This is a genomic window from Chryseobacterium sp. GTID13, from assembly GCF_056172655.1.
On sequence record NZ_JAOCMB010000006.1, the window covers coordinates 282,623 to 305,313 of the forward strand.

Sequence of the window (22,691 nt, forward strand, 5' to 3'; positions counted from 1 at the left end):
TATGATCAATAATATCAAATTTTTCTGGGAGGTACTTAAAGATACCTTCGCCGAATGGAACAATTCTTCCGCATCAAAAGATTCGGCAAGCCTTGCCTATTATGCGATTTTTTCTATCCCCGGATTATTGATCATTATTATCTGGATTGCCGGAAATTTCTTTGGTGAAGAAGCCATCCGAGGTGAGATCAGCAATCAGATCAGCGGATTAATGGGAAAAGATGTTGCAAAAAGTATTGAAGGGATGATTGCAGGAGCGCTCATTGACAAGCAGAATATTTTCATGAAAATAGTGGGAATCGGGTCTTTGGTCTTTGGTTCCACTACTTTATTTTTTCAGCTGCAGCATACTCTCAATACCCTTTGGGATGTGGAAGCAGCGCCTAAAAAAGCATTTGTAAAATTCCTTTTGGACAGAGCCAATTCATTGGGAATGATTCTTATTCTTGGATTTTTACTGATGATCACCATGATTTTATCTTCGATGATCAGTTTGTTCAACAACTGGATTACGAATTATTTCGGGCTTGAAACTTATATGCTGGTAGAATTTGTGAATTTTGCCATAGGTTTTGGTCTGGTAATGCTTTTATTTGCCCTGATGTTCAAGGTGCTCCCTGATATCAGGATCAGTTGGAAACCTGTATGGAAAGGAGCTTTATTGACTACCATTTTATTTACGCTGGGTAAATTTCTACTGAGCCTATATTTCGGTAATTTTAAACCTACTTCTACTTTCGGAGCTGCGGGAACTGTTATTTTAATAATGATGTGGATTAATTATTCCTGTATGCTCATCTTTTTTGGCGCTGAGTTTACCAAGGTTTATAATTACAAAAAAGGCTATAAAGTGGTTCTTTCCAAACATGCGAAATGGAGTGCGGCGAAGCTGTACAGAGACAGTAGAAAAGATGGTGAGAATGTAGTGAAAGAAAGTTGAGAGACGTGGTCCGAAGTGTGGGATTCGGGTTTGGATTCCGCATATTATTATAAAAAAATAGCCTCCCAAATTTCAGGAGGCTTTATATTTTTTACATTCTGTCTACGGTTCCGATACCGAGGAGTGCTAATGATTTTTTAACTGTTTTTGCTGTAAGATCTGAAAGGTTTAAACGGAATTGTTTTAAATTTTCATCTTCCAGTTTGAGAATGATATTACTTTGGTAGAATGAATTATAAGATTTAGCCAGATCATAAACATAATTGGCAACCAAGGCCGGGCTCAATGCTTCTGCTGCTCTTTCTACAACTGTTTTGTAGTTAGCCAAAAGCATGATCAGTTCTTTTTCATACTGGTTTAAAGCAACGTTTGAAACTTCTTTATACTGATAATCTGCTTTTGCCAGTAAAGATTGAGTACGTGCATAAGTATATTGGATGAACGGACCTGTATTTCCATTAAATTCAATACTTTCTGCCGGATTGAACAACATTTTTTTCTTAGGATCTACTTTCAGCATGAAGTATTTCAGTGCCCCCATTCCAATGATTTCGTAAGAAGCTACTTTTACTTCTTCGGAAAGGCCTTCAAGTTTTCCTTGTTCGATAGCTTTTAATTTTGCCGTTTCGTGCATTTCTGCCATCAGGTCGTCTGCATCCACCACGGTTCCTTCTCGGGATTTCATTTTTCCTTCCGGAAGTTCAACCATTCCATAAGAAAGGTGGAATAATTGATCTGCCCATGAATATCCAAGCTTTTTCATGATTTTAAATAAAACCTGGAAGTGATAATCCTGTTCATTTCCAACCGTGTAGATCAGCTTTTGAATATTGTTGTCTTTAAAACGCTCTACAGCTGTTCCCAGATCCTGAGTCATGTAAACAGAAGTACCGTCTGAACGAAGCAGAAGTTTTTGATCCAGGCCTTCGTCGGTAAGGTCGCACCAAACAGAACCATCTTCTTTCTGATAAAGAATCCCCTTGTCTAAACCTTCCTGAATCAGATCTTTTCCTAAAATGTAAGTATTGCTTTCGTACTGTACCTGATCAAAATCTACTCCAAGTCTTTTATAAGTTTCATTGAAACCTTTATAAACCCATGAGTTCATTTCGTTCCAAAGATCTCTCACATTCTGATCTTCGTTTTCCCAATCTAAAAGCATTTTTTGAGCTTCTTTGATGATCGGAGCATCTTTTTTAGCCTGTTCTTCTTCTATTCCTTGTCCTACAAGCTCAGAGATTTCTTTTTTGTAGTTTTTATCGAACTCTACATAGTAGTTTCCTACGAATTTATCTCCTTTCGTATTGGTTGTTTCCGGAGTTTCTCCATGACCGAATTTCTCCCAGGCAAGCATAGACTTACAGATATGAATTCCTCTGTCATTGATGATCTGCGTTTTGATCACATCATATCCGGCCTCTTTTAAAATCTGAGCCACAGAAAATCCTAACAGGTTGTTTCTTACGTGTCCCAAGTGAAGCGGTTTGTTGGTATTTGGAGAAGAATACTCCACCATCACCGTAGAATTTTTCTTTTCGATGGCATCAAAATCATTGCTCACGGATTTGAAATTGTCCACAAACAGCTGGTTCTGTACTTTAACATTAAGGAACCCTTTTACTACGTTAAAGCTTTCGAACAAGTCCGACTGCTCCGTCAAAGCTTCTCCCAGTTCAACGCCAATACTTTCCGGATTTTTCTTCAGCTGCTTTACCAATGGAAATGTTACAATGGTAAAATCACCTTCAAATTCGGTTTTATTTTCCTGAATCTCCAGATTGATGTCTTTTAACTGATATACATTTAAAATAACCTCTGAAAGTTTCTTTTCTATACTATCTTTAATATTCATGTGTATACTATTACTTTTTACAGACCACATAGAATAGCCTGTCTCATCTCAAATTTTGAAATACAAATATACGGAAATAAAAAAACCGCCCGAAGGCGGCTTTTGATATGAATGTTAAAATATATTGGATATTAAAATTTATCCCAGAATAATTTTGTAGTTGCCTTGTCACCACCAATTTTACTAGCAGCAGCACTTACATTAGCTCCGTTTAACACATACTCCTGATCAGAATATGGCATTCTGTAAGGTACAGATGACAAATTAGATTTAGGAGGATTAACAAGTGTTGGGCTATCCAAACGTCTTGTGAAATTCCAGCTTGCAAATCCTTTGTTAAACATTGCAATCCAAGCTTGTACTCCTATAGACTGTTTCCAGTTTACTGGATTATAAGGGTTTGCAAGCACATACGTATCTGCAATAGTACTGTTTACACCATTCTCCCTCATAGATTCTTTAACGGCGATAGCATAAAGGTCTGCTGCCGTCCCCCCTGCTGAATATCCTCTTGCAGCAGCTTCAGCTTTTAAGAAGGCTACCTCTGCATAACTTAGCAAGTTTGATGCTGTAGTGGCACCTCTAAAGTAAGAGCTTAATTGAGAGAAATTAGTATAAGGATCATTTAATTCTCCGAAAACCCCACCTTTATAAACTCCTCCAACTTTTGTAAACCATACGTCCATTCTTGGATCTGATAAACTACTCATGGTATTGATAGTTAACTGACTTGGAATAAAGTCATTTCTACCGGAAGCAACTAAATTGTCGTAAACAGGGCTTGAAAAGGTGTTCCCATCATAACTAAATTTATAGGCTTCAGAATCAGAAGAGATCACTCCTGCAGCGATTGCTGACTCAACAGTAGTTTTCGATAATGCAGGATCAACATCTGCTAAATTGATTCCTAATCTTAATTTAATAGAGTTAGCAAATTTTTTCCATTTCGTCATATTCCCTCCATAAACTAAATCACTATAACCAGTAGCAGCCGGCTTTATAGTAGCAGTAACAGCATCGATTCTCTTAATTAAATCAAGATAAATAGTTTTGGCATCATCATATTTTGGAGTTAAAATCTCATCAGGTTTGAAAGCCTCAGAATAGGGAACATCACCATAAGTATCCACAATATTTTCCCAAATAAAAATTTCTTCAATTTCTAAGGTTGCCAACTTGTTGGTACGTATATCATCCGTCTCTACTTCATTAACCAGATTCATTTTTGCCTGTTTCAGGTTATTGATACTGTAAACGTACATTCTGTTAAAATGGTTACGAGGCTGGTTACGGGTTACGAGATTATATTGAGTTTCATCCGGATATTGAGTTTCCGCCCATTGTTGTGTAAAGAATCTGTAGTTATTAAAATTTACACTTGGATTATCCATATAATATGACGACTGATACATAGCCGTTGCCAATAAATTTTCGGATGGAAGGATGGAAGGATGTTTAGGATCATCATTAAGAGATGTTAAATCGCTTTGACATGAGCTTAACCCGATCCCAATACATGCAGATATCAAACTTATTTTTATAATATTTTTCATTTTTAAAGTAATTTAGAATTTAAATGTTACATTGACTCCAATATCTCTTGTCGTAGGCATTGAACCGATAGACCATCCATAAGAATTTAGTCCTCCTCCAACAACAGCTTCAGGATCTGCATATGGTAAATTTTTATGAATAATCCATAAATTTCTACCTACAATCGAAATTTTAGCGTCATAAATTTTGGTTCCGGCCAATAATGATTTAGGAAGCATATAACCAATACTTGCCTCTCTTAGCTTAATAAAGGAACCATCATAAACAAATTCACGCGACGGCTGAGTTTTATATCCCATAGAACTTCCATTATCAAACTGAGATAGTTCAATATTGTTAGGTGTTCCATTTGGAAGGACTCCTGGAAGTATAACGTTTTTATCTCTGTAATCTCCTATAGCTGTTTCTTTGTATAAACCTGAAGATAATCCATAATACATATCCGTTGAGAATATATCACCTCCTTTACGCATATCAATTAAGAAGCTTAAAGAGAATCCTTTATAACTAAGACTATTTCTTATCCCTCCAATCCAATCAGGGGTAGTATTACCAATAATCTGATTAGGATTCTGCAAGTATTTTCCGGTTTTTGGATCAATTACTTTCTCACCGTTTAAATAGGTGTAGTCAGCTCCAACCAATGTTCCCCAAGCTTCCCCTACTCTTGCATTTAAAGAAACTCCTCCTTGAAAACTGTTTAATAAAAGATTGGTGATACCCGGATACAGACTAACTACTTCATTTTTATTTTTAGACCAGTTGACATCAATATTCCAAGTAAAATCTTTAGATTTTATAGGAACTAATCCTAACTGTACCTCATAACCTGTATTATCAATTCGTCCCGCATTAATTACTTTACCGGTAAATCCGACACCTGAAGAAACCGGGAGAGGAATAATCTGATCTATCGTCTTAGTTTTATAATAAGCGAAATCAACTGTTATTCTGTCTTTTAAGAAATGAGCTTCAGTTCCTATCTCAAATTCCTTGGATCTTTGTGGTTTTAAATCCGGATTAGGCTGATTTAAAATTGAATTGTATATTCCCACACCTGATAAAATCCCTGCTGATCTATAGTTATTAGCCAGCTGATAAGGATCTGCAGTTCCACCAACTTCCGCATAGTTTGCTCTTAATTTCCAAAAATTCATCCAATTTTTGGTATTTAAAATTTCAGACATAATAACTGAAGCCGTTACGGAAGGATAATTGTATACATTATTTCCCGCTGGTAATGTTGAGCTTTGGTCTACCCTCCAAGTTCCATCTATATAGAATTTCTTAAAGAAATCAAATGAAGCAGTAACATATCCCGAGTTTGTTTGTGTGGTGAACTGATTCTCATCTGATGCTAAGGGTGCTTTTTTAGTATTTGATAATGCATAAATTCCTGCAATTACCAAACCTCCTTCTGTAGAAGCATAAACAGAATTGAAATAGTTTCTACGAATATTCCCTCCAACTACTCCAGATACATTAATATCATCTGTAATGTCAAATTTATAATTCACCATTAAATCATAATTCGTTTCAGTCCTCAATACATCACGTCTTGCATATCCGGAAGTAACTGAATTGTTTGATTGTCCGAAGGCTTGTGGCAGAGATCCTACAGCCAATCTACTTTCTGCCATAAGATTTGATCTGTCATAAGAAACTTTTCCAGTAACAGAAATATTATTTATGATATCATAAGTTGCTTGTGCATAAGTAAAACTTCTGAATCTATTATCTGAGGTATAGTTTTGGTAAGCTTGAAAGTAAGGGTTATTCCAGTATGCCGGTGCTCCATTAGCTGCTGATTTTCTATTCCATACAACGTTACCATAATTGTTCGATGCACTGGCAACAGCAGGATCAACATTCGCAAAATATGAATTTTCCAGAGCTTTAAGGTCTACATTGGTTTGCCACCATTGTCTGAAACCTGTTGCTATATTATTGGAATAACCTGTAATTCCACGTCCTTTAGTATCCTGTAAAGTCATTGTAGAATAAAAGGAGGTATGCAATTTTGGAGTTAAATCATAATTAATCTTCAAAGAGAAATTATTCTTGTTGAGATGCGAGTTAGGAATCAATCCATCTGACATCATATTTTCATAGGTAAAACTAATATTCTTCCCTTTTTGTCCTTTTTCCAAGGTTACACTATTGCTGAATGTAGTCGGATTATCAAAAAATTTAATCGGCCCATTTTTAGCTGCTACCCATGGTGTCGCTTTTTTGTAGTTAGGAGAAGTCGGATCAAAAGAATCCCATTGGTAAACCATCAAATTAGGATCAAATTTTGGTCCCCAAGATGCATCCGCATTGAAATTTGCGTTATTTAAACCATCAGCGGCCTGTGTTCCAAATTTTTGAGAATATCCGGCACCATAGCTTGTTTGATATTCAGGAAATGTTGATTTATCAATAAAACCAATCTGCATTGAAGAGGAAAGTGTAACTCCCCAAGATCCGTCATCTTTTCCTTTTCCATTCTTAGTTGTTATTACAATCACTCCATTTAAACCCCTTTCTCCATAAAGAGCAGATGCCGCAGCACCTTTTAAAACGTTGATAGATTCAATATCTTCCTGATTGATATCAGATAAAGCATTACCATAATCAATATTTTTCTCTTGGGTATATGTGTTGTTTACTGGGGATCCATCAATCACAATTAAAGGATTTCCTCCACCAAGAGTTTTTATACCTCTTATCAATAAGTTTGATGAGCCCCCGAAGTTATTATTTGTTGTAACATTTAAACCGGCTACCTTTCCTGATAATTGTGATGCAATATTCCCTGTATTTGTTGTACCATCAGAGAGAGCACTTGCCTTAATTTCCTGGGAAGCGTAACCAAGAGATTTCTTTTCTCTCTTAATCCCAAGTGCAGTTACTACCACCCCCTCAATTTCTTTTGCTTTAATGGTATCATTCTTCTCTTGTGCCTGAGCAATAGCAAAAGATGAAGTCAATACCACAACAAGCAGACTTGTTGTCAGTTTCTTCATATCAAATTATTTTTTTAAGACTGTACAAATTTGTAAAACTTTATTAAATATACAAAGCAAAAACACAAAAAAAGTATCAAATATTCAATAAATTTAAAAAATAATGAAAATAAATCATTAAATTAAGTTAAAACAGATATAATTAACAAAAAGACAACATTTAAAGGGTTATTATTTTCAGGAAAATACAACTAAATTTTAATTGATATTTTCTATATGAAATATTTATAAAAATAGCACTAATAAACTCATTACAAAACAATTACCGCCATAAAAAATGATTAATGATAAATAATTCACAAAACAAAACAATGCCAAGCATACCATATTTTTATCATAAAAACTTCTTAATCATGAACTTTATGCATAAAAAAATAACCGCCCGAAAGGCGGTTATTTATAAAAATGGATATTTTTTAATTAATGTCCCAGAATATTTTTGTTGTCAGTTTGTCGCCTCCAATTGCAGCACTTGCAGCAGCATAATTACTACCATTTGTTGTAGCTTCTGCAGTAGGATATTGAAGTCTTACAGGAACTTTTCCTTCTGCATTTGGAATTGCTGTGGAAGGAGCTACTAGTTGAGGATAATCTAGTCTTCTAAAGAAATTCCAAGAAGTAACAGCCTGGTTATACATCGCGACCCATGCTTGCTCGCCAATAGATTTTTTCCAGTTTGCAGCATTATATGGATGTGCTGCAATATATGCAGTTGCATCACCAGCTCCCCAATCATTAAAAGATGAAGTAATTGCAGTAGCATATAACGCAGCCGGACTTCCTCCGATCCCCCATCTCGCAGCAGCTTCTGCACGATAGAAAGACACTTCAGTGTAACTTAGAATAATTCCCGGAGTAGTTTCTGTATATGCAAATTCTCCAGCATTTGAAAAATCGGCAAATTCTCCAGGCGTCCCAATAACTTGTCCAATATAATCTCCATCAACATCTGTATAGTATGCACTGATTCTTGGATCGTTACTTGCATTCATATAATCTACTAAAGTCTTTCCAGCGATGAAGTCATCTCTTGAACTTGTTTCCTGGAACATAGGATTTTCATTTGGAGAAGCTGCAAGGTATGTAAACTTACAATCATCACCAGATGAAGTCATCACACCTCCTGTTATAGCCTGATTAACGGTACTCTGTGCCAAAGTTGGATTAACATCTGCTAAAGCAATTCCTAACTTAAGCAATAATGAATTACCAAATTTTCTCCACTTATCAAGATCACTTTTACCAATAACAGGATTATAATAAAAAATATCTCCAGTTTTAAAAGCATCTTTAGTGTTATCAATACTTGATATATCATTTTTAAGTTTAGTGATTAAATCAGTATATATATCAGCAGCTTTATCATATTTTGGAAGAGGATAAACATCTATATTCAAAGCCTGAGTATATGGTATATCACCATAGGTATCTACTAGAATCTGATATGTATAGACTTTCATCATATCGATGATCGCCAACTGGTTTTTCTTTTTACCAGGCCATGTAGTTAATTCTGAAGGAGTCGGCGTATAAGCATTAATAATTTTTTCCGCCTGATCCAGGTTTTTCAATACATTTACATAATTGTCAGTCCAAACATTATTAGATACGGTTCTATTCGTAAAGTCATAATTACTTTCATTTACGTAAATAGTTTCTGTCCAGTACTGCATCGTCAGCCTAAAGTTGTTTTCATTTACACTAGGCGTGTTCATATAATCACTAAGCTCTTTTTGCGCGTAAGTAAGTAAAGACTCCTGAGTTGTAGTATAAAATGCATGTTCATCCAGGTTGACATCATCCGTCGTTGAACATCCTATAAACAAAAGAGCTAATATTGGTGTTATTATATATTTTTTCATGTTCTTTAGAAATTAATTTTTACATTAAATGAAATGTTTCTAGTAGCTGGCATTGGTCCAGATTGGTATCCTTGAATATTTCCAGAGGAAAGTCCTGCTTCCGGATCAGAGTAAGGTAAATTTTTATGCATAATCCATAAGTTATTTCCTATTAAACTTACCGACATACCTTGTATAAATTTAGAATTAAAGAATTCTTTATTAAATCTATAAGTTATTGCTACCTCTCTTAATTTTATGAAACTTGCATCATATACATAAGCTGCTCCAGGAAGGTCTGTTCCAAGTACCTGGCTTGATTGTGATTTATCCAATCTTATTGTATTCGGAATATAAGTTCCAGGGCTATTAGGGTTTTCCATCACTCCCGGAAGAATTACTCCCCCACCGGTTGCTAAAGTATTTCTGATAGGATTTCCTAAATCATTGAATCCTACTGAATCCGGATAGATTCCCGTTCCATATCCATAAAATTGATCTAATGAATATATTTTCCCTCCTTTTCTCCAATCAATTAAGAAGCTTAGTGATAAGTTTTTATAACTCAATGTATTATTCATACCAGCCGTCCAGTCAGCCTGGAAACTTCCTTGGTTATATGTTGGAGTATCTGTCACTAAATATGCTCCGTTTTCTCCAACGATACGTTGTCCGTTTGAATCATAAACATAATCTGATGTCCATATTGAACCATAATCTCCATTAAGAGGTGCATTAATACTAACACCACCCTGGGCTCTACCCATTGTAATATTTTCAATACCTTCGGCAAGTGCTGTAACTTTTGTCCAAGGATTAGACCAGTTTAAACTTAAATCCCAAGAGAAATTAGTCGTTTTAATAGGTGTTGCATTAATGGATACTTCAAAACCTTTTGTTGTAAGCTCTCCTGCATTTTGGGTCTTAGCCAGCGCTCCGTTTGCAAAAGAAACCGGTAACGGTAATATCTGATCAAATGCTTTATTCTGGAACCAAGCAACATCAATACCCAAACGATTATTAAACATTTTGGTTTCAATACCGAATTCTATGTTTTTAAGTCCCTGCGATTTAAGCTCAAAGTTTCTAAGAGTTGTATTGTAAGCATAGATTGGAATGTCTCCATAAGAAGGCTGGGAGAAATATCTGTTCAATAACTGGTCCGCCCCTGTATCTGATCCAACTTCCGCATAAGCTGCACGTATCTTACCAAAATTCAGCCAGTTTGCTTTTATCAGGTTTGAGAAAACAACACTGGCAGATAATGATGGATACCAGTAAACCGCATCATTTTCAGGAAGAGCTGTAGACTGGTCTCTTCTGTAAGTACCTTCTAAGTAATATGTATTTTTATACCCTAGTGACAACTGACCGAATACACCATACACATATTTTGATAAATCTGAAATCAGAGGTCTAACCGGTGCAGAATTTGAATTTGCTATTGTATAAATTCCAGGAATGTAAAGTCCACCTGATGTAGATTGCTGATTAGAATATGTTTTTTGTACGTTAACGTTACCTCCTAATAGTACGTTGATGTTAAAGTCATCTGTAATATTCTTTTTGTATGTTCCTATGAAATCATAATTGGTTTCGGAAAACTTATATTGACTTGTAGCATAACCAGAAGGCTGGTTAACTCCGCCGTTTAGCCCAAAGGAATTTCCGGTATATGATCCTACAGCTTTTCTGTCCTCAGTAATCATTGTGTAACCATCTCTTCCCATTCTTACCAATAGGTTAATATCTTTTGTTACATCATAACTTAAACTGAAGTTCCCTGCAAATCTGTCTCTTGAGTCGTTCTGATAGTTTTCATATCGCTGAAAATAAGGGTTATCCCAGAACGCCGGTGTCAGATCTGTCATACTCCTCATATTCCATGTATAATTCTTTTTAAAAGCATTATAGAGATACTGCAAGTCTTTAATATCAGTATTGGTAGCCCACCATTGTCTGAAGTTCGTCATTATATTATCATTATAACCGGTGCTATTTCTACCAACCGTTTTCTGAGTAATATAATTGGCATATAAATTAGCAGTCAACTTATCTGTTAATTTATAAGATGCATTTCCACTGAAGTTATTTTTAGTCAATGAACTGTTTGGCATTATATCAGAAGCATCAGTATTTGTATAACTTAATCGATAAGTTGCCTGATCATTACCTCCATTGAAAGACAAGCTGTTTACGTAATTTGTTCCTGTATTAAAGAATTTAATCGGTCCATTTTTCGCCATTTGCCAAGGTGTTCTTTGTCCTTCAGTTGGCGAACCAGGAATAAATGCGCCGTATTGCCATACCATTGAACCATCGTAAGGTGAACCGTAAGAAGCATCGTTACCGAAAGATACCCTTGGGCTTCCCTGATACAATGCACTGGCAAAACTCCTCCCTGTATACCCCTGACCATATTGTGTCTGATATTCCGGGAATGTAGATTTATCTACCGTAGACATAGTAACAGAGGTGGAAAACTCCATCCCGATTCCTTCTTTGTTTTTCTTTCCTCTTTTTGTTGTAATGATAATAGCTCCGTTTTGAGCTCTGGATCCATATAATGCCGTTGCCGCCGCCCCTTTAAGAACGTTGATCGTCTCTATATCATTGGGGTTAATATCAGATACGGAACTTCCATAGTCATAACCCCCACCACCAGTTGCTTGACTGGCCGTATTGATATTTTTATTCATGATGGGTACTCCATCTACTACAAAGAGTGCCTGGTTATCTCCTAACAAGGATTTATACCCTCTCGTAACCACGTTGATAGAGCCTCCAAAGTTTGTACTCTGTTTAATTTCCAAGCCAGCTACTTTACCGGATAGGTTATTTAAGAAGTTGGTTGTAGGGTTTTTGTTAACAGCCTCACCCTTCACTTCCTGGGTAGCATAACCAAGAGATCTCTTCTCTCTTTTAATTCCGAGTGCAGTTACTACTACTCCCTCAATTTCTTTTGTTTTTACAGTATCGTTCTTCTGCTGAGCGTTAGCAATGGCAACAGATGAAGATAATACCAAAACAAGCAGACTTGTTGTTAGTTTCTTCATATCAAATATTAATTTTTGTATCCTGTACAAATTTGTAAAACTTTCTTAAAAACACAAAACAAAATCTTAAAAAAATATCAAATTTTCATTAATTTGTAAAATTATAATAAAATAAATCATTAAATATTGTTAAAAAACATATTATTAACAAAAACAAAGTATTTAAGCATTACTATTTTTCATAAAAACACAAATTTTTTTAATCGAAAATTTCTATAGCAAATATTAATAAAATATTACAGTAACAAGCTGATTATCAAACTAATTAATCACACTATAATGACAAATAGAGAAATAAAAAATCGTTATACAATGCTATGCATAACTATTTTTCTTTGTTAAAAAGTAGATCTATTAAGTTAATTATATAAAAAAAACCGCCCGAAGGCGGTAATAAAATATATTAAATTGAATGCTAATTAATTTCTATTCCAGAAAGGAGTAAGTTTATTCTTAGTAAATGCATCAGCACTTGACATTGCAGGTACATTATTAGTATTAGTAGCATATTCAGATCCCGGATACATCAATCTATTAGGTCTGCTATCACGTGAAGTAATAGTTGGTAATGGAGATTGTGGATAACCTGTTCTACTATAATCAAAATAAGACTGCTCAGGGTTAACACCTGTAAGTGCAATCCATTTTTGAGTCATAATAGCTTCAATTTTATTTTCTGTACTACCTGCAACTATCCCTAATCCAGGAACAGCTTGGATAGCAGTAATATATGCTGCAGATGTTGCGGAAGCTCCAAAATAAGTAAATGAAGCCGTTATACCAGCATTAAAGTTAGCTGTAGCATTAGAAAACAATGAAGGATATCTTATTGCAGCTTCAGCTAAAAGGAATTTTGTTTCTGCAAGTGAAATTAAAACACCAGATTTTTGTGATGAGTAATCAACTAATTGCTGGTTAGTTGTAGGTGTTAAATTCCCCATAACAATACCATAATGTATTCTGGAAACACTTCTTCCTGCTTCAGCTCCCGGTTGTCCTGGTGTTGCACCTTGTCTAACACCTTCTACTCTACCACTTACAAGACTGAACATTCTACCTCTTCTTCCATCAACAATACCATTATATTTTTGATAAAAAGGTCTTGTATCATTAGTAGGGTTACCATTAAGAGCGATTGCTATATTTTCAGACGCAGTAATCATACCAAAGTTTTGTGGTCTTGTTAATGCAGATGTAATATAGAAATAATTAGTATATGGATTTTGTTGAGCATTCGTTTTAGACGAATATCCTGGATTTACAGTAGCATCAGCAGTCAAAAATTGTGCACCTGTAAGAGTTGCCAATTTCTGATCTCTGTAAGTTGCCATATCACCCGTTACTTTTGACATTCTTAATAAGAATCTAAGTTTTAAAGTGTTAGCAAAAGCAACCCATTTGGTTGCATCTCCTTGGAATACAACATCAGCAGACGATGGATTTAATCCCTGACCAGAATTAAAGGCAGTAATTGCATTTTCAATATCAGCAATAGATGCTTTATAGATATCTTCTCCTTTATCATATTTTGGAGTTGTATTATTTTGGAATTTGAAAGCTTCCGAATAAGGTGCATCACCATATAAGTCAGTAATAATTCCCATATAATAAGCTTTCATTACTTTAGCTATAGCCTTATACTGAACATATTCCGCTTTGTCATCCTTAAAATCTATAATAGCTTGGAAATTTGCAGAATTTCTGTAAAAATCATCCCAGATATCATTATAGAAAGAGTCAGAAATATTAGGAGTATACTCATCAACCAATGGCGTCCCATAAGAATATGAATTTCCAGCATAACTGTTCATAAATACTCCTGTTATAAAGTTCAATCTTCTAGCCTGAACTCTGTAGTTATTTGTAATTGCTCCTGGCAATACAACAACAGGAGTCATTTGTTCTGCCCCAATATTATTAGGGCTATCATTGATATCTAAATAATTATTACAAGAACCTAAAGATAAAAGAGCTGCAAGTAATAAAGGATATTTTAATTTTAATATTTTCATTTTTTTAAATTTTTTAGAATGTTACTTTAACATTGAATCCATAAGTTTTAACAGACGGATATTGGCCGGTTAAAGCAATACCAGCTCCATTTCCTGTAGTATTGGCTGTTTCAGGATCTGCATAATTTGCATTGTTATCTGCATACTTAAAGAATGGGTTTCTAGCATAAACTCCAAAAGTAAGACTGTTTACAAATGTAGAACTTAATACAGATTTAGGAACGTCGTAGCTCAAAGAAATCTCTCTGATTTTAAATGCTGTTGCATCAACCACGTTATTTTCACCAACATTTAAGAAGTTACCTGAAGCAAAAAAGTTTGTTACTCCTGAGTAATCCGCTGTTCCTACAGGTGTACTGTTTGGTACATACTGTCCATTGACAAGCTGAACAGAGTTAGGGATAACATAACCCTGCGTTCTATCAAAACTAGCACTCTCCTGTAGTCCTCCGGTAAATCCTAACTGTCTTTTAGTTGCAGAAATAAAGTGTCCTCCTTTTCTGAAATCCATAGAAGCAGATAATGTAAATCCTTTAACTTTCAATGATGTATTAAAGTTAAGAACATAATCAGGAGTAACTTTTCCTAGGTTGCTTAATGCTGAATTGATTAAAGGTGTTCCATCTTCATCAACCACAATATTACCATTAGGGTCACGTACGTAAGTAGTACCCTTAATTACAGGATAATCAGTCCCTTTAATAGCATAAATAGTACCGATACCTGGTGAAGTAAACGGAGAATTTAATACTACTTCATCAATTCCTGGCGCTAGTTCAAGTACTTTACTTTTGAATTGAGAAATTGATCCTCTTAAATTCCAAACAACACTGCTGGTTTTAATTGGCGTTAATCCTAATTCAATTTCATATCCTTTCAATTCTGTCTTACCGATATTATCCTGAATTCTGAACAAACCGGAAGTACTGGAAACATTACTGAAAGTAATTAGGTCATTAGTTACAGTTTTATAAGCTGATGCTTCTAAAGTAATTCTATCATTTAAGAATCCCATTTGTAGATTTAAATCTATAGTATTCATAAATTCAGGCTTAATATCTCTAGAAGTAGGCTGAGTATTGTATAAATAAGACTGTAAGCTATTAAACGGATAACCTGTTGGAATAACTCCTCTGTCATATGTAGCATAAGCTGCTACTGCAGAAGTATTCCCTACCCTTGTAAAACTCGGTGCAATTTTCATGTAGTTCAACACATTGCCTCCGAATCCAGGGAAAGCTTTAGTTGGGATGAATGAAAGACCTGCAGAGTAATATGGATACGCTTTATTGTGGTTTTCATTATTATAGTTTGTTGATAAAACAGAACTCTTTTCAATTCTGAAAGTTCCGTTAAAGAACAAATAATCTTTCCATGCTAAATCCAAGTTTGCAAATCCTGCAATAATTCTACTTCTTATCAAGTAGTTATCCATTGTGTATCCATCAAGCTGGGTAGCTGTATCTTGTGGTAATACAGAATTAACTACGTTTCTAAAATCATACCAGCCCGGAACTAGTAATCCTGTTCCACCGATAGAACTTGCTGTATTATAATAATCTTGAATGTTGTTACCTAAGTTAAATTTCAAATTAAGATTATCTGTTAAATCATAATCAAAGTTCAACATTAAGTCACCATAATAATCTCTATTAGTGTACTTATGATTAAAATAATATGCAGTTACTCCAGAGTTCGGATTAATTTCATCTAATAAATGTCCTTCTAAATATGGAGTTCCTGTATTCTGATATGGGGTTGTTGAAAAGTATCCATCATTATAATTATTATAGTTGGTACTTCCCATTGTAATGGATCCCGTATAAGTTAAATTAATATGCTTGCTGAAGTCATACTGTAAACTTAATGTTCCATTTAAATAATCTTTAACGGCTTTAGATCTCTCATGCTCAATAGTCCAGTATGGATTGGTTGAGTACATTGTCGCATATCCATCAATACCAGAATTTCTATATTTTCTAACATCATTGGATGATGGCAATTGCAATAAGTCATCATATAAACCTGAGTTTGTTTGGTCTATAATTCTGCTTATGTAGTTAACACGAGCGTCTACTCTTAAATTACCGAACTTTTTTCCTGCTTTTAACAAGATACTGTTTTGCTTCAGATTATCACCATCTACAACGAATTCGTTATCTAATCTATTTAATGATAAAAATGCATAAGAGTCGTTTCCACCGGCATTAACTGTAAGTCCATTTTGGAATACAATTCCTTTTTTAAAAAATTTGGAAAAATGGTCTTTAACCGGAGCATATTTTTCATAAATATAGCTACCATCTGCTTGAGGCAAACCACTGGCAACCATTGTTCCTCCAATAGCAGGATTATCATAGGCAGGTCCCCAAGAAGTATTTTCCCATGGAACATAGTTAGTACCTCCGTAGTCTACATTACTGAAACTCTGATCCTGAACTCCTTTTCCATATCTGGTTTGAATTTTAGGAAACATAAACGCCTGTTGAATTTCAACAGAAGAAGTCAAGTTAAATTGAATTTTCTCATTTTTTGTTCCTTTTTTGGTTGTAACGATAATTACACCATTTGCCCCTTGCTGACCATAAAGAGCAGAACCTTGCATCCCCTTAATAACGTTAACATTTTCAATAGATTCCGGCGGTAATTGCGCTAAAATATTTGAAGATGAAATAACATTATCAATAACAACCAATGCCTGGTTATTCGAAGTCACTGATCTATTTCCTCTAAGTACAATTCTGTAATTTGAGTCTACAGAGCTATTAGTTTGATTAATTACTAAACCAGAAACTTTACCTGTTAGTGATTGAACAGCATTTGTAGCCGATGCTTGGTTCAATTCCTTTGCTCCAACTACTTGCTGAGCATTTGTAACGGCATCAGCTTTCTTTTTAATCCCCAAGGCTCCAGTAACAACTACTTCTTCAATTTTTTGAGTTCTTATAGTATCACCACTTTGAGCCTTTACAACTGCAAAAGAAGATGATAAAACTACCAGTAGAACACTTGTCGTTAATTTCTTCATATTTAAATTGATTATTTTTTTTATTGATTGCAAATATGTGAAACTTTCTTAAAATTACCAAATATTTCGTTAAAAATATTCAATTTAACTAACAAGAAAACATCAATAAACCAAATATTTACAAATACATCAATAAAAAACCTTAATTATTTAAAACAACACAAAATAAACCTATTTACTACTTCATAGCCTTTGTATCAAATAGAAGCAATATGCTTATTAATATTATAAAAAATTTAAAATCATCACAAATCAAAGTAAATATAATTTCACTAATTTTACATTCTTTTAATGGGCTGATATAATTAAGATGGATTTACTGCAAAAATGGACGGATCATTACATTGAGGCTGGATGTGACGAAGTTGGAAGAGGATGCCTTAGTGGGCCAGTAGTGGCTGCCGCTGTGATTCTGGATGACAGCTTTCAACAAAATCTGGTTAATGACTCCAAGAAGTTGACATTCAAAACAAGAATGGAACTGGATAGTTATATAAAAGACAATGTAAAAAATTACGCTATTGCAGAGCTACCGCCTTCATTTATTGATCAGCACAATATTCTTAATGCGAGTATTCATGCCATGCATCGTGCTTTGGATCAATTAACCATCATCCCCGAACTAATTCTGGTTGACGGAAATAAATTTCATCCTTATAATTATATTCCTCATCAATGCATCATTCAAGGAGATTCCAAGGTTCTTTCTATAGCAGCAGCTTCAATTCTGGCGAAAAACTATAGAGACAGACTGATGATTGAACTCCATGAAGAGCATCCGGAGTACTGCTGGAATACCAACTTCGGTTATGCTACTAAAGCACACCAGGAGGCTTTGATAAAGTTCGGGCCGACTAAATATCACAGACAGTCATTCCGGCTTAAATACGATTAGATTTATTTACTGAATACTATATCTATTATAAAACAAAAAGAGAAGCAAAATTGCTTCTCTTTTTTTATCAACTGATATATTTATTTCTTTTTTCTCTGTTGCTCCTGAATTCTTTGCTGATCCTGAGCTTTCTCCATCATCTCTCTCATTCTTTTCTGGAACTTTCCTTCAGCCTTTGGCTTTTCTTTATTAGCCTGGATCTGCGCATGAATTTTCTTTTCATCCAGTATCACATATTTAATAACAAGGATAATTAAAATGTTAATCGCATTCGATACAAAATAATACCAGGAAAGACCTGATGCTGATGTATTCAGGAAGAAAAGGAAGGTAATCGGGAAGATATACATTAACACTTTCATGTTTGGCATTCCTTCCTGCTGAGGCTGCTGCATATTTCCTGACGTCATTACCGTATAAATCAAGATCACAATGGTACATGCTAAAGCAAAAACACTTAAATGATCTCCAAGGAACGGAACTTTAAAAGGAAGTTTGATCAGATCATCATAAGCCGTAAGATCTTTTGCAAACCAGAATCCCTGCCCTCTCAGGTCTATAAAGTTCGGGAAGAAGCGGAATAAGGCATAGAAGATAGGAATCTGTACCAATGCCGGAAGACATCCTGCCATCTGGTTCACTCCCGCTTTTCGGTAGATTTCCATGGTAGCCTGTTGTTTCTTCATCGGATCAGCGTCCTTCAGCTTTGCATTTACTTCATCAATTTCAGGACGGATCACCTTCATCATGGCACTTAACTTATGCTGCTTGTACATGATTGGGGATAAGATCAGCTTCACGATGATGGTCATCAGGAAAATCACCCAACCGGCTGTAATTCCCCAGCTGGCAATAAAGTTGTACATTGGCATGAAAAACCCGCGGTTCATCCATCCAATGAAAGACCATCCTAATGGTAAAATTTCGTCAAAGTTTTTATCGTAAGATTTTAACAGAGGTAAATCAAGTGGCATAAAGTACCAGGTAAAGTCCTGATTAAGCTCACTTCCTGTCATCTGCACGAATCCTTCAAAATTAAGTTTCTTCAGATATTCACCTTCTTCAATGGTTTCCTGATTCCCTTTACTTTGTGTGAAACCGTTTTTAGCCTCAATTACTGAAGAGAAAAACTGCTGCTTTACACCAATCCAGTTCAGGGTTTCTTTTTCTTCATTCATCTCTGTTCTCCCGTCATAATCATAATCTTTATAATTATTGAAAGCATATGAGAATTCGGAGTGAGACTGCTCCTGGGCTCTACCTTTTTCAAGGTTTCTCACACTATAGTCCCAGATAAAATCTGCTTTGTTATCAGCAGTGATAGCAGCAAGTCCTTTTGTTCTTACTTTAAAATCCAGTGTATATTTTGGAAGCAGGGTATAGACAAACTGTATAACAGCAGTATTATAGTTAGCCGTCATCGTTACAGCATTTCCATTAACAGCCGGTGTAAACACCAGGTCTTTTGTATTGATAACTTTTCCAGTTTTGTCTTTAAACTGAAATCCGTAGTTTGAATTCTTTTTATCGATCAGGTAAAGCGGAAGATCTGCTTTATCTGTTTTATGATCATATGCTTTATATTCCGCAAGTTGCACTTTAGAAACCTGCCCTCCCAGGCTTGAGAATTCCACATTCAGTTCTTTGTTGCTCAAACTGGCTGTCTGAATTGCACCAGGAGTTACATTTGGATTGATATTGCTTGCCTGAGTCTGTTTTACAGCATTTTTGGCCTGCTCGGTCTTCTGCTGCTGAGCTTTTACCTGTTCCTCTTTCGACTGCTTGTTCTGGAAATAGAACATGAATCCGAAAAGAACCAAACATAAAACCGCAAAACTGATCATTTGACTTTTATCGATTCCGTTGTTTTGTTGCATTTTATTTTATATTAAAATTTTAAATTTTAGCCGGTACACCCATGATGTACTTTTTGAGCTGACAAAAATACTGTTTTTTTATCAAAACTCTATGCATTACTATGTTACTATATAATAAACCCAGGCTGAGAATAATCAGTCTGAGTTTATGATAAGACGTTTATGGTCAATAATTACCTTATTTCTTTTCGCAAGCCTTGATAAAAGCTCTGAAGAGAGGATGCGGCGTTGCTACTGTACTTTTATATTCAGGGTGGTACTGCACTCCTACATAAAACGGATGATCCGGAAGCTCAAGAGCCTCTACAAGACCTGTTTCAGGATTGGTCCCTGTTGCCAGGAAGCCATTCTTTTCAAATTCCTGAAGATAATCACTGTTAAATTCATAACGGTGACGGTGTCTTTCTGTAATGTTTTTAGCCCCGTAGATCTCGTTTAATCTGGAACCGTTCTTTAAAGCACATTTCCAGGCTCCAAGACGCATAGTTCCCCCTTTATCCACAATATTTTTCTGCTCTTCCATTAATGAGATAACCGGATCAGGGGTTGCTGTATCAAATTCCATTGAGTTCGCTTTGGTATGTCCTAAAACATTTCTTGCAAATTCAACTGTCATGATCTGCATTCCCAGACAGATTCCCAGCATAGGAACTTTATTTTCTCTGGCATATTGTGCAGTAAGAACCTTTCCTTCAATTCCTCTGTCTCCAAAACCTGGTGCTACAAGAATACCATTAACACCTTTTAAAGTATCTTTAATGTTTTCGGCGGTAATATCTCCACTGTATACCCATCTCACTTTTACTTCCGTTTCAAGATCGGCTCCGGCATGTTTGAACGCTTCAGCAATAGAAATATAAGAATCCTGAAGGGAAACATATTTTCCTACCAGGGCAATTTCCACTGTTCTTTTAGGGTTCTGGAATTTTTTAAGGAAGTTTTTCCATTCCTTGATATCAGCTTCTTTATCGCTTTTAAGGTCTAAGCCTTTCAGCACTACATCATCAAAATTCTGTTTCTGAAGATAGATGGGAACTTCATAGATCGTTTCAAGATCTTTACATTCAATCACATTATCTAAAGGAACATTACAGAACTGAGCCAGTTTTGCTCTCTGGTCTTTAGGAATCTTATGTTCTGTTCTGCAAACCAAAACATCAGCCATAATTCCGCTTTCCATCAATTGACGAACGGAATGCTGTGAAGGTTTTGTTTTCAATTCACCACTTGAAGCCAGATAAGGCAATAAGGTAAGGTGGATCACCATAGAATTTTTCTCACCAAGCTCCCATTTCAGCTGACGAACAGTTTCAATGTACGGAAGAGATTCAATATCCCCGACAGTTCCTCCGATCTCGGTAATGATGATATCGTAGTTCTGCTTGGAAAGCATTTTGATTCTGCGCTTGATCTCGTTGGTGATATGAGGAATTACCTGAACTGTTTTTCCAAGGAAATCTCCTTTTCTTTCTTTTTCAATAACAGTTTGATAAATTTTTCCTGTAGTAACGTTGTTGTTCTGGGAAGTGGGAGCATCAAGGTAACGCTCGTAGTGACCTAAATCCAGATCCGTTTCCGCACCATCTTCGGTTACATAGCATTCTCCGTGTTCATATGGATTCAGCGTTCCTGGGTCGATGTTAATATAAGGATCCAGTTTCTGGATTGTTACATTAAAGCCGCGTGATTTTAGTAGAAGTCCCAGAGAAGCAGAAACGATTCCCTTTCCCAAAGATGAAGTTACACCTCCTGTCACAAAGATGTACTTTGTATTCTTTTTACTCATTAGATTAGGTTTGTGCAAAGTTATGAGAAAAAGAGATACAAAGCAATTTTTTAAATTTTGAAAACAGGAAATCCTTCCGGGTCAGTTCAAAATTCAGGTTAAAAAATTTCATCTACATTTCATGAACAGTATCATAAGAAGCAATAGCAAACCTAATTTCGGAATATATAAATAACAATTAATAAAAAAAGGTTTTCCAATCACTTGAAAAACCTTTTTTAGCTAAACCGTTGATGAACTATTGCTTTACCAGTTCAAAAAATAAGCTTACTTCCACATCCTTGGCTACACCGGCACCGGTTGGATCATATTTAATTCCATAATCTAAACGGTTCACTGTGAATTTGGTCTGGAAGCCCATTACTTCTTTCCCCTGCTGGTTTTTCGTAACGCCTCCAAACGTTACCGGAACTGTAATTTCTTTTATGGTTTCCTTAATTTTCAAGGTTCCTTTAAGGGTATATAAATTATTTTTGTCTTTTGTGATAGACGTACTGTGAAAGCTTATCGCCGGATATTTGTCCACATCAAAAAAGTCCGGGCTTTTAAGATGCTTATCTCTCATCTCTACTCCTGTATTGATGGAATTTACTTCTACTCCGAAATCAAAAACAGCATTATCTAAATTCGCCCCTTCAGAGGTCACTCTTCCCTTAAAGGTATCAAACCGCCCCTGTACGAAGCTGATTCCCATATGCTTGATCGTGAAGTTTACCGAAGAATGCATAGGATCTGCCGACCATTCAGCCTGGGCAAACCCTAAAATGCTTATCATTGCGAATACGAAGGATAAAAATACTTTTTTCATAGTACTATATTTTTGTTATTTTAATTAAAGTAAA

The 22,691-nt window shown here is 35.4% G+C and carries 12 protein-coding genes; 2 read left to right on the forward strand and 10 right to left on the reverse strand.

Features of this window, described 5'->3' with window-relative positions; translation table 11 throughout:
- The first annotated feature begins 1 nt into the window (after position 1).
- Entirely contained in the window at positions 2 to 940 is a 939-nt protein-coding gene (locus N4G44_RS17545) for a YihY/virulence factor BrkB family protein (protein ID WP_474928572.1), read from the forward strand.
- Positions 941 to 1,031: 91 nt separating this feature from the next.
- Here the strand turns inward: N4G44_RS17545 and argS are convergent, their stop codons facing one another.
- The 7 genes from argS to N4G44_RS17580 all read right to left on the reverse strand — a co-directional run bounded on the left by argS (position 1,032) and on the right by N4G44_RS17580 (position 17,291).
- Positions 1,032 to 2,792 carry an arginine--tRNA ligase gene (gene argS, locus N4G44_RS17550; protein WP_474928573.1) on the reverse strand — a complete coding sequence of 587 codons (1,761 nt, stop codon included), beginning with the start codon at positions 2,790 to 2,792 and terminating at the stop codon, positions 1,032 to 1,034.
- Positions 2,793 to 2,923: 131 nt separating this feature from the next.
- Entirely contained in the window at positions 2,924 to 4,345 is a 1,422-nt protein-coding gene (locus tag N4G44_RS17555; RefSeq protein WP_474928574.1) for a SusD/RagB family nutrient-binding outer membrane lipoprotein, read from the reverse strand.
- Between the two features lie 12 nt (positions 4,346 to 4,357).
- Positions 4,358 to 7,354 (reverse strand): SusC/RagA family TonB-linked outer membrane protein, encoded by a 2,997-nt coding sequence (locus tag N4G44_RS17560; RefSeq protein ID WP_474928575.1) that lies wholly within the window; start codon positions 7,352 to 7,354, stop codon positions 4,358 to 4,360.
- A 416-nt stretch (positions 7,355 to 7,770) separates the two neighbouring features.
- The gene (locus tag N4G44_RS17565) at positions 7,771 to 9,216 is read right to left on the reverse strand and encodes a SusD/RagB family nutrient-binding outer membrane lipoprotein (RefSeq protein ID WP_474928576.1); all 1,446 of its coding nucleotides are present in this window, start codon (positions 9,214 to 9,216) and stop codon (positions 7,771 to 7,773) included.
- Between the two features lie 5 nt (positions 9,217 to 9,221).
- Positions 9,222 to 12,251 (reverse strand): SusC/RagA family TonB-linked outer membrane protein, encoded by a 3,030-nt coding sequence (locus tag N4G44_RS17570; protein ID WP_474928577.1) that lies wholly within the window; start codon positions 12,249 to 12,251, stop codon positions 9,222 to 9,224.
- 419 nt (positions 12,252 to 12,670) lie between these two features.
- Entirely contained in the window at positions 12,671 to 14,263 is a 1,593-nt protein-coding gene (locus N4G44_RS17575) for a SusD/RagB family nutrient-binding outer membrane lipoprotein (protein WP_474928578.1), read from the reverse strand.
- Between the two features lie 13 nt (positions 14,264 to 14,276).
- Positions 14,277 to 17,291 carry a SusC/RagA family TonB-linked outer membrane protein gene (locus N4G44_RS17580; RefSeq protein ID WP_474928579.1) on the reverse strand — a complete coding sequence of 1,005 codons (3,015 nt, stop codon included), beginning with the start codon at positions 17,289 to 17,291 and terminating at the stop codon, positions 14,277 to 14,279.
- A 310-nt stretch (positions 17,292 to 17,601) separates the two neighbouring features.
- On the opposite strand from N4G44_RS17580, the gene N4G44_RS17585 reads away from it, so the two are divergent.
- Positions 17,602 to 18,186 carry a ribonuclease HII gene (locus N4G44_RS17585; protein ID WP_474928580.1) on the forward strand — a complete coding sequence of 195 codons (585 nt, stop codon included), beginning with the start codon at positions 17,602 to 17,604 and terminating at the stop codon, positions 18,184 to 18,186.
- An 80-nt stretch (positions 18,187 to 18,266) separates the two neighbouring features.
- Here the strand turns inward: N4G44_RS17585 and yidC are convergent, their stop codons facing one another.
- From yidC to N4G44_RS17600, 3 genes are all read right to left on the reverse strand, one after another.
- The gene (yidC, locus tag N4G44_RS17590) at positions 18,267 to 20,063 is read right to left on the reverse strand and encodes a membrane protein insertase YidC (protein WP_474928581.1); all 1,797 of its coding nucleotides are present in this window, start codon (positions 20,061 to 20,063) and stop codon (positions 18,267 to 18,269) included.
- 178 nt (positions 20,064 to 20,241) lie between these two features.
- Positions 20,242 to 21,849, reverse strand: coding sequence for a CTP synthase (locus N4G44_RS17595; RefSeq protein ID WP_260542455.1), 1,608 nt, complete (start codon positions 21,847 to 21,849; stop codon positions 20,242 to 20,244).
- 238 nt (positions 21,850 to 22,087) lie between these two features.
- The gene (locus tag N4G44_RS17600; RefSeq protein WP_474928582.1) at positions 22,088 to 22,657 is read right to left on the reverse strand and encodes a YceI family protein; all 570 of its coding nucleotides are present in this window, start codon (positions 22,655 to 22,657) and stop codon (positions 22,088 to 22,090) included.
- Positions 22,658 to 22,691 lie beyond the last annotated feature (34 nt).

What these genes read in the sequence shown, in the direction of transcription:
- N4G44_RS17545 (WP_474928572.1), top strand. Translation starts at nt 2, where the DNA reads ATGATCAATAATATCAAATTTTTCTGGGAGGTACTTAAAGATACCTTC.
- argS (WP_474928573.1), bottom strand. Translation starts at nt 2,792, where the DNA reads ATGAATATTAAAGATAGTATAGAAAAGAAACTTTCAGAGGTTATTTTA.
- N4G44_RS17555 (WP_474928574.1), bottom strand. Translation starts at nt 4,345, where the DNA reads ATGAAAAATATTATAAAAATAAGTTTGATATCTGCATGTATTGGGATC.
- N4G44_RS17560 (WP_474928575.1), bottom strand. Translation starts at nt 7,354, where the DNA reads ATGAAGAAACTGACAACAAGTCTGCTTGTTGTGGTATTGACTTCATCT.
- N4G44_RS17565 (WP_474928576.1), bottom strand. Translation starts at nt 9,216, where the DNA reads ATGAAAAAATATATAATAACACCAATATTAGCTCTTTTGTTTATAGGA.
- N4G44_RS17570 (WP_474928577.1), bottom strand. Translation starts at nt 12,251, where the DNA reads ATGAAGAAACTAACAACAAGTCTGCTTGTTTTGGTATTATCTTCATCT.
- N4G44_RS17575 (WP_474928578.1), bottom strand. Translation starts at nt 14,263, where the DNA reads ATGAAAATATTAAAATTAAAATATCCTTTATTACTTGCAGCTCTTTTA.
- N4G44_RS17580 (WP_474928579.1), bottom strand. Translation starts at nt 17,291, where the DNA reads ATGAAGAAATTAACGACAAGTGTTCTACTGGTAGTTTTATCATCTTCT.
- N4G44_RS17585 (WP_474928580.1), top strand. Translation starts at nt 17,602, where the DNA reads ATGGATTTACTGCAAAAATGGACGGATCATTACATTGAGGCTGGATGT.
- yidC (WP_474928581.1), bottom strand. Translation starts at nt 20,063, where the DNA reads ATGCAACAAAACAACGGAATCGATAAAAGTCAAATGATCAGTTTTGCG.
- N4G44_RS17595 (WP_260542455.1), bottom strand. Translation starts at nt 21,849, where the DNA reads ATGAGTAAAAAGAATACAAAGTACATCTTTGTGACAGGAGGTGTAACT.
- N4G44_RS17600 (WP_474928582.1), bottom strand. Translation starts at nt 22,657, where the DNA reads ATGAAAAAAGTATTTTTATCCTTCGTATTCGCAATGATAAGCATTTTA.